This is a genomic window from Janthinobacterium fluminis, assembly GCF_028595325.1.
Lineage (GTDB): Bacteria > Pseudomonadota > Gammaproteobacteria > Burkholderiales > Burkholderiaceae_D > Janthinobacterium > Janthinobacterium fluminis.
In genome coordinates, this window is record NZ_JAQQXR010000006.1 from 378,407 (window position 1) to 392,380 (window position 13,974).

Consider the following 13,974-nt stretch of genomic DNA (forward strand, 5'->3'; position numbering starts at 1 on the left):
ACCGATACACACTGAAGAAAACTTATGTCCGATAACAGCACCACGCCGAAGCAGCAAAAATCCGCCAAGAAGCCGGAGAGCAAATACCCGGTCAATATGACCGAAACGCCGTTCCCTATGCGCGGCGACATGGCCAAGCGCGAGCCGCAATGGGTCCAGCAATGGCAGGACAAGAAAGTCTACCAGCGCATCCGCAAGGCCGCCGCCGGCCGCCCGAAATTCATCCTGCACGACGGTCCGCCCTACGCCAACGGCGACATCCACCTGGGCCACGCCGTCAACAAGATCCTCAAGGACATCGTCGTCAAGTCGCGCACCATGGCCGGTTTCGACGCCCCCTATGTGCCGGGCTGGGACTGCCACGGCATGCCGATCGAGATCCAGATCGAAAAACTTCACGGCAAGAACCTGCCGACGGCCGAGGTGCTGAGCAAGGCGCGCGCCTACGCCAGCGAACAGGTGGCGCGGCAGAAGGCCGGCTTCATCCGCCTCGGCGTGCTGGGCGAGTGGGACAACCCCTATCTGACCATGGCCTACGGCAACGAGGCCGACGAATTGCGCGCCCTCGGCCGGATGATGGAAAAAGGCTACGTCTACCGCGGCCTGAAGCCGGTCAACTGGTGCTTCGACTGCGGCTCGGCGCTGGCCGAGGCGGAGGTGGAATACCAGGACAAGCGCGACCCGGCCATCGACGTCGGCTTCTCCTTCGCCGAACCGGCCAAGCTGGCGGCCGCCTTCGGCCTGCCGGCCCTGCCGACGGAGCACGGCTTCATCGTCATCTGGACCACCACGCCCTGGACCATCCCGTCCAACCAGGCGCTCAACGTCCATCCGGAAATCAGCTACGCCCTGGTCGAAACCCGGCGCGACGGCCAGCCGCTGCTGCTGATCCTGGCCGCCGACCTGGCCGAATCCTGCCTGGCGCGCTACAAACTCGAAGGCAGAATCATCGCCACCTGCCTGGGCGCCGCCCTCGAAGGCCTGCGCTTCCGGCATCCGCTGGCCGCGCAAGACCCGGCCTTCGACCGCAGCTCGCCGATGTACCTGGCCGACTACGTGACCACCGAAAGCGGCACCGGCGTGGTCCACTCGGCGCCCGCCTACGGCCTCGACGACTTCATCTCCTGCAAGGCGCACGGCATGCAGGACGACGCCATCCTGACCCCGGTCATGGGCGACGGCAAATTCGCCTCGACCCTGCCGCTGTTCGGCGGCCTGACCATCTGGGAAGCGTCGAAGCCGATCTGCGCCGCGCTGACGGCCGCCGGCGCCCTGTTCGAACTGAAGATGTTCGACCACAGCTATATGCATTGCTGGCGCCATAAGACCCCGATCATCTACCGCGCCACCTCGCAGTGGTTCGCCGGCATGGACGTGACGCCGAAAGACGGCGGCCCGACGCTGCGCCAGAGCGCCCTGCAAGGCATCGCCGACACCAAGTTCTACCCGGACTGGGGCCAGGCGCGCCTGCACGGCATGATCGCCAACCGTCCCGACTGGACCCTGTCGCGCCAGCGCCAGTGGGGCGTGCCGATGGCCTTCATCGTCCACAAGGAAAGCGGCGAGCTGCACCCGCGCATGCCCGAGCTGCTCGAACAGATCGCCAAATTGATCGAGAAAAGCGGCATCGAAGCCTGGCTGACCCTCGACATCGCCGACCTGATCGGGGCCGAGGCGGCCATGTACCAGAAGAACAAGGACACGCTGGACGTCTGGTTCGACTCCGGCACGACGCACCAGACCGTGCTCGGCGGCCCGCAGGGCAAAGGCTCGCACGGCGCCCAGTCGCAATTCCCGGCCGACCTGTACCTGGAAGGCTCGGACCAGCACCGCGGCTGGTTCCACTCCTCGCTGCTGACCTCCTCGATGCTCAACGGCCAGCCGCCCTACAAGGCGCTGCTGACGCACGGCTTCACCGTCGACGGCGAGGGCAAGAAAATGTCCAAATCGCTGGGCAACACGCTGGCGCCGCAGAAAATCTCCGACACCCTGGGCGCCGACATCCTGCGCCTGTGGATCGCCTCGACCGACTATAGCGGCGAGCTGTCGATCTCCGACGAGATCCTCAAGCGCGTGACGGAATCGTACCGCCGCATCCGCAACACGCTGCGCTTCCTGCTGGCCAACACCTCGGACTTCGACCCGACCACGGACGCGCTGCCGATCGCCGAGCTGTTCGAGATCGACCGCTACGCCATCGCCAACATGGCGGCGCTGCAGGAACAGATCCTGAAGAACTACGAGACCTACGAATTCCACCCCATCGTCTCCAAGCTGCAGACCTACTGCTCGGAAGACCTGGGCGGCTTCTACCTCGACATCCTGAAGGACCGCCTGTACACCACCGGCCTGACCTCGAAGGCGCGCCGCTCGGCGCAGACGGCGCTGTGGCACATCACGCAAAGCCTGCTGCGCGTGATGGCGCCGGCGCTGTCGTTCACGGCCGAGGAAGCCTGGGCCGTCTTCGCCAGCCCGCAGCAATACAGCGCCAGCGACGAAACCATCTTCACCCAGACCTACTGGGAGCTGCCGGTCGTCGCCGACGGCGCCGCCCTGCTGGAAAAGTACGCGGCCCTGCGCGCCGTGCGCACCGACGTCACCAAGCAGCTTGAAGACCTGCGCGGCGCCGGCGCCATCGGCTCCTCGCTGCAGGCCGAGCTGACCATCAAGGCCGCAGCCGGCAAGTACCAGCTGCTGGCCAGCCTGGACGACGACCTGAAATTCGTCTTCATCACCTCGCAGGCGAACGTCGTCGAAGTGGCCGGGGAGGCCGAGGAAGGCGTCAGCGTGACGGCGTCCGAAGCGGCAAAGTGCGAGCGCTGCTGGCACTACCGCGCCGACGTCGGCGCCCACGCCGACCACCCGACCTTGTGCGGCCGCTGCCACAGCAATCTGTTCGGTGCGGGCGAAAAACGCAAGTTCGCGTAAATTAGCCCCGCCGTACCGGCACGACCCCGCCATCGCGTCCGCGCGATGGCGGCCACGAACCCCACCCGACACCTATGGCCACTAAAAACCGCTTCTCGTCCAAACCGCAATCGTCCCTGCTGCCGTGGCTCGGCATCGCCGCCATCGTCATCCTGCTCGACCAAGTCTCGAAGATCACCATCACGCGGCTGTTTGCCTACGCCGAAGAGCGCGTCGTCACCGCGTTTTTCAACCTGACCCTGGTCTACAACCCGGGCGCGGCCTTCAGCTTCCTGCGCGACGCCGGCGGCTGGCAACGCTACTTCTTCACCGCCATCGCCGTCGGTGTCTCGCTGTACATCGTCTACCTGCTCAAGAAGCACGCCGGGCAACGCCTGTTCTGCTGGGCGCTGGCGCTGATACTCGGCGGCGCCATCGGCAACGTCATCGACCGCGTCGCCTACGGCCACGTCATCGACTTCCTCGATTTCCACCTCAAAGGCTGGGGCCACTTCCCCGCCTTCAACCTCGCCGATTCGGCCATTTTCCTCGGCGTCGTGCTGTTCATCCTCGACGAACTGCGCCGCGTGAACAAGTAATCCCCCCGGGAGAAGCATGATGGAACTGTCTGGTAAAAAAATCGTCCTCGGCCTGTCCGGCGGCGTCGCCTGCTACAAGGCGGCCGAACTGTGCCGCGCCCTCAGCAAGGCCGGCGCCGAGGTCCACGTCGTCATGACCGACGCCGCCACCCATTTCATCACGGCCGTGACGATGCAAGCCCTGTCCGGCCACCCGGTGCACAGCAGCCAGTGGGACGCCCGCATCGACAACAACATGGCCCACATCGACCTGAGCCGCGGCGCCGACGCCATCCTCATCGCGCCCTGCTCGGCCGACTTCCTGTTCAAGCTGGCGCACGGCGTCTGCGACGACCTGCTGTCGACGCTGTGCCTGGCGCGGCCGCAACAACTGCCGCTGCTGGTGGCGCCGGCGATGAACGTGGAAATGTGGCAGAAGCCGGCCACCCAGCGCAACGTCGAGCAGCTGCGCGAGGACGGCGTCACGCTGTTCGGCCCGGCCGCCGGCGAACAAGCCTGCGGCGAAGTCGGCCTCGGCCGCATGCTCGAACCGCAGCAGCTGCTGGAAGAATTGATCGCCGCCTTCCAGCCGAAAGTCCTGGCCGGCAAGCGCGTCCTGATCACGGCCGGCCCGACCTTCGAGGCCATCGACCCGGTGCGCGGCATCACCAACCTTTCCTCGGGCAAGATGGGCTACGCGGTGGCGCGCGCGGCGCGCGAAGCCGGCGCCGAGGTCACGCTCATTTCCGGCCCCACCGCGCTGGACGCGCCCTTCGGCGTGCAGCGCCTCAACGTGCAAAGCGCCCGGCAGATGCACGACGCCGTCATGGCCCAGCTCGACGGCCAGCACGTCTTCATCGCCGTCGCCGCCGTGGCCGACTGGCGCGTGCTCAACTCCAGCGAGCAGAAAATGAAGAAGCAGGCCGACGGCTCCGTGCCGGAGCTGAAGTTCGAACAGAACCCCGACATCCTGGCGGCGGTGGCGGCGCGCACCAACCTGTCCGGCCATCCCTATTGCGTCGGCTTTGCCGCGGAATCGGAAAACCTGATCGAATTCGGCGCCAGCAAACGCGAGAAAAAAGGCATCCCCCTGCTGGTCGGTAACATCGGCCACCACACCTTCGGCCAGGACGACAACACCATCATCCTGTTCGACGAAAACGGCCACACCGTGCTGCCGCGCGCCGGCAAGCTGAATCTGGCACGCCAACTCATTTCCGAAATTTCCAAGCGGCTGGCGCAGACCTCACTGTTCAAGTGAGGCCGCGCCTGCCCATCCACCACCAAGAAACGCCATGAAAACAATCGACGTCAAGATCCTCGACCCGCGCATGCAAGAGCAGATGCCGGCCTACGCCACCCCGGGCAGCGCCGGCCTCGACCTGCGCGCCTGCATCGACGCCCCCCTCACCATCGAAGCCGGCCAGACCGTGCTGATTCCGACCGGCCTGGCGATCCACATCGGCGACCCGTCCTACGCCGCCATGATCCTGCCGCGCAGCGGCATGGGCCACAAGAACGGTATCGTGCTGGGAAATCTGGTAGGCTTGATCGACTCGGATTACCAGGGCCAGCTGATGGTGTCGACCTGGAACCGCGGCCACAGCACCTTCACGCTGAATCCGATGGAGCGGCTGGCGCAGCTGATCATCGTGCCGGTGCTGCAGGTGGGCTTTAACATCGTCGACGAATTCGACACGAGCGAACGCGGTGCTGGCGGTTTCGGCAGCACCGGCAAACAATAAGGAAAGCCGCTATGCCTGGTATCGCCAACCCACCGTTCAACCGACTCCAGGCAGGCGGCGCCGCCATGCTGGCGCTGCTGCTGGCCGGCTGCTCGACGCCGCCCCCCGTCTACATCAGCGAGCGCGAACGCGCGCCCGCTGCGGCCGGGCCGCGCACCGCGGCCCCCGTCGTCACCCAGCGCATGATCGCCGCGCGCGACGCCGTCGGCAAAATGGTGGCCCTGCAGGACCGCCTGTACAAGGTCGCGGCGCCGCTGCTGATCAACAACGCCGACCTGTGCAAAGGCCAGGCGCGCAACCTGCTCGGCTTCACCGCCAAGAACAAATACTCCTACCCCGGCGAATTCGCCGACGCGGCCCAGGCGGCGCTCGGCTACAACGAGCACCTGCAAGTGTCCGGCGTGCTGTCGGGCAGCGGCGCGGCGCGCGCCGGCCTGCGCAAGGGCGACGGCCTGGTCGCCGCCGACGGCAAGCTGCTGCCGCACGGGCCGAACGCGGAAACCCAGGCGGCCGGCATCTTGGGCCCGCTGGTTGCCAGCCGCGCCACGCTGACCGTGACCATCGCCCGCGGCGGCGTCGACCAGAACCTCAGCCTGCCCGTCACGCGCGCCTGCGCCTTCCGCGTCGACCTGGGCAACGCCGACAACGTCAACGCCTACGCCGACGGCCAGCGCCTCATGCTCACGCGCGGCATGATCAACTACGCGCAGAACGACGAATCGATCGCCTACGTGATGGCCAAGGAAATGGCGCACAACATCCTCGGCCACGCCGTCACGCAACGCTCGGCGGGCACGCTGAGCGGCATGATCGAAAACCTCAGCGACGTCGAGCCGGACCTGTCCATGTTGATCGGCAACGGCGGCGTCAAAGCCATGCCGCAGGAACTCGACGCGGCCGCCGACACCCTGGCGCTCTACCTGCTGGCGCGCGGCGGCTACGGCATCGACAACGCGGCCCGCTTCTGGCAGCGCCTGGCGAACGCCTATCCCGCCACCGTGCTCAATGGCTACACGGCCATCCACCCGGCCATCGCCTACCGCGTCGGCGCGATCAACAAGACCGTCGCCGAGATCAAGGCCAAGCAGGCCGGCAAGAAGCCGCTGCTGCCCTAAGGCCGGCTAGATGTTGGGGAAGTTCGGGAAGAACACCCCCATCACCCAGGTCAGCACCACGCAAAACACGACGGCGCCCAGCAGCACGACCAACAGGCGGCCGAACTTAGGGTTGCCGTCGTCTTCTCTATCGGTATTCTCTGTCATAGCCACTCTCTGCAAGCTTTAGGACTGCGTAGTATATTCGATGCCTGAGCCTGGGTCTTGCCCGACGCGGGAAGGCCGCCGCGCGCCGCGCGCCGGGACAACAATACAATAGCAAGAAGCGGATGGCGTCGCGGCGCCGCCGCCGGCACAATCGACCTTCCGCACTAGAAAGAAATACAGATGAAAGCAGCCGACTTCCTCAGACTCATCCTCCTGGCCGCGATCTGGGGCGCCTCCTTCCTGTTCATGCGCATCGGCGCACCCGTGCTGGGGCCGGCCGTGCTGATCGAGTACCGGGTCGGCTTCGCCGCGCTGTTCCTGGCCGCCGTCGGCTTCGCCCTGAAAAAACCGCTGGGCCTGCGCCGCCACTGGAAACACTTCCTCATCATCGGCTTCTTCAACTCCACCCTGCCCTTCCTGCTCTACGCCTTCGCCGCGAAAAGCCTGTCGGCCTCGGTGCTGTCCGTGCTCAACGCCACCTCGCCGATCTGGGGCGCGCTGATCGCCGCCATCTGGACCCGCAAGGCGATGGCGCCGCGCACCCTGCTCGGCCTGCTGCTGGGCCTGGGCGGCGTCGCCCTGCTGGTCGGCTTCGACACCGTCTCGGCGCAGGACGGCGCCGGCCTGGCGATCGGCGCGGGCCTGCTGGCCGCCTTCTGCTACGGCATCGCCACCAACTACGCCAAATCGGCCCAGGCCGTCGAACCGTTCGCCAACGCCCACGGCAGCATGTGGGCCGCCACGCTGATGGTGCTGCCGGCGCTGCCCTTCTTCCCGGCGCCGGCCAGCCCCAGCGCCGGCGTGATGGCGGCCGTGCTGGCCCTCGGCGTGCTGTGCAGCGGCGTCGCCTTCCTGCTGTACTTCCGCCTGATCCACGACGTCGGCGCCACGTCGGCGCTGACGGTGACGTTCCTGATTCCCGTCTTCGGCATCCTGTGGGGCTGCCTCTTCCTCGGCGAAGTCATCGGCTGGTACACCATCGCCGGCTCGGCCATCGTCATCGTCGGCACGGCCCTGGTGACGGGCTTGCGCCCTTCGCTGTCGTGGCTGCGCAAATCCGCGTCCGCATGAGCGCAAAGACGCGCCAGCTGACGATCGCGCTGCCGCCGGGCTACCGCCTGCAGGACGTGCTGGCCTTCCACAGCCGCGACACGGAAAGCGTCGCCGAACAGGTCGGCCCCGCCAGCCTGCGCAAGGGCGTGCTGCTGGACGGCGCCGCCGTCGAACTCGACATCGCCTTCGGCGCGGCCACGGCCGCCTGCACCGTGCGCGCTGACAGCGCGCTGTCGGCCGCCGCCAGCGCGCAAGTGGACGGGGCGCTGCGCAGCATCCTCGGCCTGCGCATCGACCCGCAGCCCTTCGCCGCCTTCACCCGCGACGACCCGCTGGTCGGCCCGCTCGTCGCCGCCCAGCCGGGCCTGCGCATCGTCCAGTCGGCCAGCGCCTTCGAGGCGCTGACCTGGGCCATCATCGGCCAGCAGATCAACCTGCCCTTCGCCATCGCGCTGCGCCGCACCTTCATCCTGCAGGCGGGACGCCGGCACAGCGGCGGCCTGTGGTGCTACCCGGAGGCGGCCGACGTCGCCCGCCTCGACGCCGACGACCTGACCAGCCGCAAATTCTCGCGCGCCAAGGCCGACACGCTGCTGCGGCTGGCCCGCCTCGTCGACGCCGGCGCGCTCGACCTGGCGCAGCCGCCGTCCGGCGACGTCGGCCCCGTCTCGGCGGCGCTGCTGGCCGTCAAAGGCATCGGCCCGTGGACCGTCAACTACGGCCTGCTGCGCGGCTACGGCTACGCCGACTGCTCGCTGCACGGCGACGTCGCCATCCGCGCCGCGCTGCAACACCTGCTGGACGAGCAAGTCAAACCCGACATCGCCCGCACCGAACAATGGCTGGCGCAATACCGGCCCCACCGCACCATGCTGGCGGCCCACCTGTGGGCCAGCCTGCACCAGCGCCCGCACGAATAAATGACCGCTACATGCAAAGCATCCACGACTATTACGACAAACTGGCGCAAGACTACGACAGCAAGCGCTTCGGCAACTCCTACGGCCGCTACCTCGACCGGCAGGAACGCGACATCCTGTCCGCGTGGCTGGCGGCCGTCCCGCCCGAGGCCGCCATCGACCTCGGTTGCGGCACGGGCCGGCTGCTCGACTTCGCCATGACGGGCGCCGACGCCTCGGCCGAAATGCTCAAGGTCGCCGCGGCGAAATTTCCCGACCGCCGCCTGATCCAGGCCAGCCTGCCGGACCTCGGCGTCGCCGGCGACAGCCGCTACCGGGCGGCGACGTGCTTCCACGTCTTCATGCATCTGGACAAAACCGTGATCGAACAATCGCTGCGCGCCGTTGCCGGCATCGTCGCGGCGGGCGGCATCTTCATCCTCGATATTCCCTCGCAACACAGGCGCGCGCTGAACTGGCGCAAGCCGAGCGGCTGGCACGGCGGCACGGCCGCGACCCGGGCCGACATCGCCGCGTGGGCGGGGCCGGCCTGGCGCATCGTCGGCCGCCGCGGCATCCTGTTCTTCCCCATCCACCGCCTGCCCGCCTTTGCCCGGCCGCTGTTGCGGCGGCTCGACGCCCTGATCGGCCGCAGCCCGCTGGGCCGCTACGCGTCCTACCATGTGTATCAGTTGGAGCGCCAGGCGTGACGTCCCTGCGCGACTTGCTGCGTCCCTTCGTCCCGCTATCGCTGCGGCAAACGGTGGCGCAGGCCAGACGCCGCTGGCGCGACAGGAAGGGCAAGGTGCGCTGGTCGGATACGCGCGGCAGCGCCGACCTGTCCGGCTACATTTTGCATGTGGAATTGGTGCAAGCAGTGCTGCCCGGCAGCCTGCTGGAAAACAAGCTGGCCAATCTCGCGCTCGGCGCGCAACGCATCCACCTGTCGGTGCTGGCGCCGAACCAGACCTGGTCGTTTTGGCGCCTGGTCCAGCAACCGAGCAAGCGCAAGGGCTTTCTGGCCGGCCGCAATCTCGTCAATGGCAAACTGGTGCCGCAAATCGGCGGCGGCCTGTGCCAGCTCTCCAGCCTGATCTACCACCTGGGACTATTGAGCGGCCTCGTCATCGCCGAGCGCCACCCGCACAGCGTCGACATCTATCGGGAAGGCGAGCGCTACACGCCGCTGGGCGCCGATGCGACGGTGGTGTGGGGCTTCAAAGATTTGCGGCTCGCCAATCCGCACGGCGCCGACGTGATGTTCGAATGCCTGCTGCGCGACGGCCAATTGATTGGCCGGGTCCATGCTCGCGCGGCGCTGCCGCAGTATGCCGTCGAATTCCTGCGCCAACCCGTCGCGGGCAGCCGCGTCACGGTCAACACCGTGGTGAACACAAAACCGCACACCACAACCTGCTACGAGCAAAGACCGGGTTTAGCCTTGTAGAAATATGGCAAGGCAAAAACGAAAAAACCGCTGATACCCAGAAGTATCAACGGTTTTGCGTATTTGGTTGCGGGGACAGGATTTGAACCTGTGACCTTCGGGTTATGAGCCCGACGAGCTGCCAGACTGCTCCACCCCGCAGACGTATTATATAGGCCCCTGTTGCATTGCGCAATGGCAGCTCGGATTTAAATAGATTCCGGCAAGCGCTTGCGGGATGCACTACACTTGTCTCGATACGCATACTGTAATGGAGGTTCGTTATGGCAACTCTTAAACGCCCGACAGACCAACATACTGCCACCCCGGCCATCACAGACGAGCCTGCCGCGCAAGACACGCCGGAGGCGCGTCGTCGCCGTCGCTTGTCCGCGCTCAAGACGATTGCCGGCCTGTGGGCGAACCGTACGGATATCCCCGCCGACGGGCTTGATTGCCAGCGTGAAATGAGAGCCGAATGGCGTTAGTACTCTTCAATACCAACATACCTTCAATACCAACATACTGATCGACGCACTCAAGGCAGCCAGCATACGTTCGGAAAGTCGGCGCCTGGGCTCGAAGAAAATCGCCTTACCAGATGCGATCATCATCGCGACAGCGTGGATCAAGAAGCTGAACATCGTCACCCGCAACAAGAAGGACTTCCGAGGTTCCAACGTCCGCATCCCCTACGAGCTGAAAACAACCGGCTCGACAATCAATGTCGTCAATGTTATTTCGCCAGAGGAATGGGAGCAACGGCCGCGACCAACAACGACGCGCATCAAGTAGCCGGCGGCGCGATACGGACCTCTAAGACGTTTTCGTTCAATTTTCATCCATACAAGTTATTGCGATTGTCTTGACGCACCCCAATCCCTTCTTGTAACTACCAAGCAACAATGCCTTTGCTACTCCCACAACCATTTTCGGAGGCATCATGGCAATCGACGTCTATCTGCAAATCGACGGCATCAAGGGCGAATCGGCCGACTCGGCCCATCAGGGCTGGATTGAGCTATCCTCCGCCCACTGGGGCGTGACGCAGCCCAAAAGCGCGACAGCATCGACAGGCGGAGGCCATACGGCCGAAAGGTGCGAGCATCGAAACCTGTCGGTCTCCAAACTCGCGGATCTGGCCTCGCCAATCCTGATGCAAACCTGTTCGATGGGCCGCACGATTCCAAAAGCAAAGCTCGAATTCATGCGGGCCGACGGCAATGGTCAACCCATCAAATACTACGAAGTCGAGCTGGAAAACGTGCTGATAGGAAGCATGGATCAGGTCGTGCACGAAGGCAGCGTCTTGCATGACAACATCGGTCTGAAATTCTCTCGCGTCAAGTGGAAATATACCCAGCAGAAAATTGGTGGCGGCACGGGCGGTAACACCGCCGGAGGCTGGGACTTGTCGGCCAACAAGATCGCGTAAGGAGAGGCCATGCTCGAAGTTCAACCCAAGGATTCACGCAACTACTTCATGCTTCCGCAGGCTCCTGCCGACGCGGGCTACTATGTCTACGGTCAACTGAACGGCAAGCCAAGCCACGGCGCATACCAGTACGCGCACGCTTCAATGCTAACCGCGATCCTGCGGGTAGAGCGGGAATGGCAAGCCATCGACAATCGCAAATTTGGTGTCGGCGATATCAGCCTGGCCGGCGGACCCGCATACAAGGACCACAGGACGCATATGAGTGGCTTGGAGGTTGACGTGCGCCCGATGCGCAAGGACGGACTTCAGCTCCCGGTTACCTGGATGGACGCAGAGTATGACAAGGACGCGACGGCAAGGTTGATCGAACTGTTTCGAGTCTTCGCTCCTGTTGTCGTGATCTACTTCAATGGACCGGACATTCCATTCGTGATGAAGAAGATCAAACACGACAACCATTTTCACGTCCAGGTTCGAGGTTAATATGCGGAAGATCACCGCGCTAGCATTCGGCGCGACCACGCTGTTCTCGATTGCGTATGCTGCCGAATGGTCAGGGGCATGGAAACCACTTCACGCGACCTATACGATCTATGCCGGCGAGCTGTCGGAACGTGAAGCACCAACAGCGGCCATGCGCACGATGACCATCGCGGTTGAAGGCCTAGCGGCGAAGGAAATATTCGATTCTATTGGCCCGGACAGTCACCCTAGTTGTAGCCAAGAAAAAGGCGACCGGGATCGCGACAAGGAAGGTGTCCAGTGCACCTTTAACGCGAAGGCGGGTGAAAAGGGCTATCGGTGCTGGATCGGGATCAACCTTCTGACCGGCGCGAGCATTCCTACCGTGAGTTGTTAACTGTCCCGCAGTGTCGATGCCTCGCAGTAAGGGCAATACTTACAGTGGAAGGCCAGATGCCCCCCCTATTTTTACCGGGCTGTCAATGCGCGCACTGACACGTCATGAAACGAAAAAAGCCGCACTCTCCTATGAGATCTGCGGCTTTATGCACTTGCTGATACTGCATGAAACGAATTCTTGGTTGCGGGGACAGGATTTGAACCTGTGACCTTCGGGTTATGAGCCCGACGAGCTGCCAGACTGCTCCACCCCGCAGACGAATTATATGACAGTTCGCAAACTTAGGCAATGTCTATCCAAAAATCGCCAACAATAGCAGCCACCGCCCCTCAGCCGACCTGCCGCCACGCATGATCTGCCGCAGGGCGGCATGCCGAACACGCCGCACACCCCGCAATCGGTGTAAAGTAAGCATTAAATTGACTTTTGCCCCAGCCCCATGAAATTTTGCTCCGAATGCGCCCACCCCGTCGAGTTGTCGATCCCGGCGGGGGACAACCGTCCGCGCTATGTTTGCGTCAATTGCGCAACCATCCACTACCAAAATCCGAAGATGGTCATCGGATCGATTCCGGTTTGGGAGCGGGACGGCCAGTTGCAGATCCTGCTGTGCAAGCGCGCCATCGAACCGCGCTACGGCTATTGGACGCTGCCGGCCGGCTTCATGGAAAACAATGAAACCACCTCCGACGCGGCCTTGCGCGAGACGGAGGAGGAAGCGGGCGCCAACATCGAACTGGGCCGCCTGTTCTCGCTGCTCAACGTCGCCCACGTGCACCAGGTCCACATGTTTTACCTGGCGCGCCTGCGCGACCTCGACTTCGCGCCCGGCGTCGAAAGCCTGGAAGTGCAGCTGTTCGGCGAGGCCGACATCCCGTGGGACGATCTGGCCTTCCCGACGATCCGCACCACGCTGGAACTATTCTTCGCCGACCGGGCCAGCATGCGCGAGGGCGGCAGCTACGGCTTCCACACCCGCGACATCGACCGGCCCATGCGCGACCTCTGAGCAAGCCGACACCCGCCGATGATACCCTGGCTCGATCCCCACACGCCCTTCCCCGATGTGTCGCAGGCGCTCACCACGGACGCGCCCGGCCTGCTGGCGGCCGGCGCCGACCTGTCGCCGCAACGCCTGTTGGCGGCCTACCGGCGCGGCATCTTTCCCTGGTTCTCCGAGGGCCAGCCCATCCTGTGGTGGAGCACCGACCCGCGCATGGTGCTGATGACGGCGGACCTGCGCGTCTCCGACAGCCTGAAAAAAGCCGTGCGCAAGGTGGCCCGCAGCGCCGCCACGGACGGCCGCTGGCAGGTGCGCTTCGACAGCGATTTCGAGGCCGTCATGCGGGCCTGCGCGGCGCCGCGCCGGGATGGTCCCGGCACCTGGATCTCCGACGAGATCGTCGCCGGCTACAGCGGCCTGCACCGGCTCGGCTACGCCCACTCGGCGGAACTGTGGCTGGACGGCCAGCTCGTCGGCGGCTGCTACGGCGTGTCGATCGGCCGCATGTTCTACGGCGAGTCGATGTTTGCCCGCGTCACCGACGGCTCGAAGATCGCGCTGGCCTACCTGGTCCATTTCCTGCGGCGCGAGGGCGTGACGATGATCGACTGCCAGCAGGAAACCAAACACCTGGCCTCGCTGGGCGCGGCGCCGATTTCGCGCGAGCGCTTCCTGCGCCACCTGGACGCCAGCATCGACCAGCCGCAGATCGCCGCGTGGCAACCGGTCGCGCCCTTCGCGGCCGCGGCATAAATTCATTGCGGCGACGCTGGACGGGCGCAAACAGAATATGATACAAAA

15 protein-coding genes and 2 tRNA genes are annotated in these 13,974 nt (G+C 64.8%); 14 read left to right on the forward strand and 3 right to left on the reverse strand.

The genetic code is table 11. The annotated features are described in order from the left end of the window. Positions 1–24: 24 nt before the first annotated feature. The 5 genes from ileS (at position 25) to OIK44_RS17460 (ending at position 6,345) form a co-directional block, all read left to right on the forward strand. Positions 25–2,928 (forward strand): isoleucine--tRNA ligase, encoded by a 2,904-nt coding sequence (ileS, locus tag OIK44_RS17440; protein WP_273672478.1) that lies wholly within the window; start codon positions 25–27, stop codon positions 2,926–2,928. A gap of 74 nt (positions 2,929–3,002) precedes the next feature. Further along, a complete protein-coding gene (lspA, locus tag OIK44_RS17445; protein ID WP_273672480.1) occupies positions 3,003–3,506 on the forward strand; it encodes a signal peptidase II in 504 nt (167 codons plus the stop codon). Between the two features lie 19 nt (positions 3,507–3,525). Beyond that, positions 3,526–4,746, forward strand: a complete 1,221-nt coding sequence (gene coaBC, locus OIK44_RS17450; protein WP_273672552.1) for a bifunctional phosphopantothenoylcysteine decarboxylase/phosphopantothenate--cysteine ligase CoaBC — start codon at positions 3,526–3,528, stop codon at positions 4,744–4,746. A 34-nt stretch (positions 4,747–4,780) separates the two neighbouring features. Next, positions 4,781–5,230 (forward strand): dUTP diphosphatase, encoded by a 450-nt coding sequence (dut, locus tag OIK44_RS17455; RefSeq protein ID WP_273672482.1) that lies wholly within the window; start codon positions 4,781–4,783, stop codon positions 5,228–5,230. 11 nt (positions 5,231–5,241) lie between these two features. Further along, entirely contained in the window at positions 5,242–6,345 is a 1,104-nt protein-coding gene (locus tag OIK44_RS17460) for a M48 family metallopeptidase (protein ID WP_273672484.1), read from the forward strand. A gap of 6 nt (positions 6,346–6,351) precedes the next feature. Here OIK44_RS17460 and OIK44_RS17465 read toward each other — a convergent pair whose 3' ends face one another. Beyond that, a complete protein-coding gene (locus OIK44_RS17465) occupies positions 6,352–6,492 on the reverse strand; it encodes a hypothetical protein (protein ID WP_273672485.1) in 141 nt (46 codons plus the stop codon). Between the two features lie 180 nt (positions 6,493–6,672). Between OIK44_RS17465 and OIK44_RS17470 the strand changes: the two genes are divergently transcribed. The 4 genes from OIK44_RS17470 to OIK44_RS17485 are packed head-to-tail and all read left to right on the forward strand — an operon-like array spanning position 6,673 to position 9,891. After that, positions 6,673–7,563: a DMT family transporter gene (locus tag OIK44_RS17470; RefSeq protein WP_273672486.1), complete on the forward strand. Its 891-nt coding sequence runs from the start codon at positions 6,673–6,675 to the stop codon at positions 7,561–7,563. Beyond that, the gene (locus tag OIK44_RS17475; protein ID WP_273672488.1) at positions 7,560–8,465 is read left to right on the forward strand and encodes a DNA-3-methyladenine glycosylase family protein; all 906 of its coding nucleotides are present in this window, start codon (positions 7,560–7,562) and stop codon (positions 8,463–8,465) included. The genes OIK44_RS17470 and OIK44_RS17475 overlap by 4 nt, the downstream gene beginning before the upstream one ends. A gap of 11 nt (positions 8,466–8,476) precedes the next feature. Then, complete coding sequence (locus tag OIK44_RS17480; protein ID WP_273672489.1) at positions 8,477–9,154, forward strand: class I SAM-dependent DNA methyltransferase; 678 nt, start codon at positions 8,477–8,479, stop codon at positions 9,152–9,154. After that, positions 9,151–9,891, forward strand: a complete 741-nt coding sequence (locus OIK44_RS17485; RefSeq protein ID WP_273672491.1) for a VanW family protein — start codon at positions 9,151–9,153, stop codon at positions 9,889–9,891. The genes OIK44_RS17480 and OIK44_RS17485 overlap by 4 nt, the downstream gene beginning before the upstream one ends. A gap of 64 nt (positions 9,892–9,955) precedes the next feature. On the opposite strand, the gene OIK44_RS17490 is transcribed toward OIK44_RS17485, so the two are convergent. Then, positions 9,956–10,032 (reverse strand) — tRNA-Met (locus tag OIK44_RS17490). 781 nt (positions 10,033–10,813) lie between these two features. On the opposite strand from OIK44_RS17490, the gene OIK44_RS17495 reads away from it, so the two are divergent. Genes OIK44_RS17495 through OIK44_RS17505 form a run of 3 tightly spaced genes read left to right on the forward strand, consistent with a single transcriptional unit; the run spans position 10,814 to position 12,167 of the window. Further along, a complete protein-coding gene (locus OIK44_RS17495; protein WP_273672493.1) occupies positions 10,814–11,305 on the forward strand; it encodes an Hcp family type VI secretion system effector in 492 nt (163 codons plus the stop codon). 9 nt (positions 11,306–11,314) lie between these two features. Beyond that, complete coding sequence (locus OIK44_RS17500; RefSeq protein WP_273672495.1) at positions 11,315–11,791, forward strand: penicillin-insensitive murein endopeptidase; 477 nt, start codon at positions 11,315–11,317, stop codon at positions 11,789–11,791. Between the two features lies 1 nt (position 11,792). Continuing rightward, a complete protein-coding gene (locus OIK44_RS17505; RefSeq protein WP_273672496.1) occupies positions 11,793–12,167 on the forward strand; it encodes a hypothetical protein in 375 nt (124 codons plus the stop codon). A gap of 181 nt (positions 12,168–12,348) precedes the next feature. On the opposite strand, the gene OIK44_RS17510 is transcribed toward OIK44_RS17505, so the two are convergent. After that, positions 12,349–12,425, reverse strand: a tRNA-Met gene (locus tag OIK44_RS17510). A 184-nt stretch (positions 12,426–12,609) separates the two neighbouring features. Between OIK44_RS17510 and OIK44_RS17515 the strand changes: the two genes are divergently transcribed. Both OIK44_RS17515 and aat read left to right on the forward strand, forming a co-directional pair. After that, positions 12,610–13,179 carry an NUDIX hydrolase gene (locus OIK44_RS17515; protein WP_273672497.1) on the forward strand — a complete coding sequence of 190 codons (570 nt, stop codon included), beginning with the start codon at positions 12,610–12,612 and terminating at the stop codon, positions 13,177–13,179. A gap of 18 nt (positions 13,180–13,197) precedes the next feature. Then, positions 13,198–13,926 carry a leucyl/phenylalanyl-tRNA--protein transferase gene (gene aat / locus OIK44_RS17520; protein ID WP_273672499.1) on the forward strand — a complete coding sequence of 243 codons (729 nt, stop codon included), beginning with the start codon at positions 13,198–13,200 and terminating at the stop codon, positions 13,924–13,926. The last annotated feature ends 48 nt before the right edge of the window (positions 13,927–13,974 follow it).

Coding starts and splice junctions, on each gene's coding strand:
- OIK44_RS17475 (WP_273672488.1), top strand. CDS start 7,560: ATGAGCGCAAAGACGCGCCAGCTGACGATCGCGCTGCCGCCGGGCTAC.
- OIK44_RS17505 (WP_273672496.1), top strand. CDS start 11,793: ATGCGGAAGATCACCGCGCTAGCATTCGGCGCGACCACGCTGTTCTCG.
- OIK44_RS17460 (WP_273672484.1), top strand. CDS start 5,242: ATGCCTGGTATCGCCAACCCACCGTTCAACCGACTCCAGGCAGGCGGC.
- ileS (WP_273672478.1), top strand. CDS start 25: ATGTCCGATAACAGCACCACGCCGAAGCAGCAAAAATCCGCCAAGAAG.
- lspA (WP_273672480.1), top strand. CDS start 3,003: ATGGCCACTAAAAACCGCTTCTCGTCCAAACCGCAATCGTCCCTGCTG.
- OIK44_RS17480 (WP_273672489.1), top strand. CDS start 8,477: ATGCAAAGCATCCACGACTATTACGACAAACTGGCGCAAGACTACGAC.
- aat (WP_273672499.1), top strand. CDS start 13,198: ATGATACCCTGGCTCGATCCCCACACGCCCTTCCCCGATGTGTCGCAG.
- OIK44_RS17500 (WP_273672495.1), top strand. CDS start 11,315: ATGCTCGAAGTTCAACCCAAGGATTCACGCAACTACTTCATGCTTCCG.
- OIK44_RS17465 (WP_273672485.1), bottom strand. CDS start 6,492: ATGACAGAGAATACCGATAGAGAAGACGACGGCAACCCTAAGTTCGGC.
- OIK44_RS17470 (WP_273672486.1), top strand. CDS start 6,673: ATGAAAGCAGCCGACTTCCTCAGACTCATCCTCCTGGCCGCGATCTGG.
- OIK44_RS17515 (WP_273672497.1), top strand. CDS start 12,610: ATGAAATTTTGCTCCGAATGCGCCCACCCCGTCGAGTTGTCGATCCCG.
- coaBC (WP_273672552.1), top strand. CDS start 3,526: ATGGAACTGTCTGGTAAAAAAATCGTCCTCGGCCTGTCCGGCGGCGTC.
- OIK44_RS17495 (WP_273672493.1), top strand. CDS start 10,814: ATGGCAATCGACGTCTATCTGCAAATCGACGGCATCAAGGGCGAATCG.
- dut (WP_273672482.1), top strand. CDS start 4,781: ATGAAAACAATCGACGTCAAGATCCTCGACCCGCGCATGCAAGAGCAG.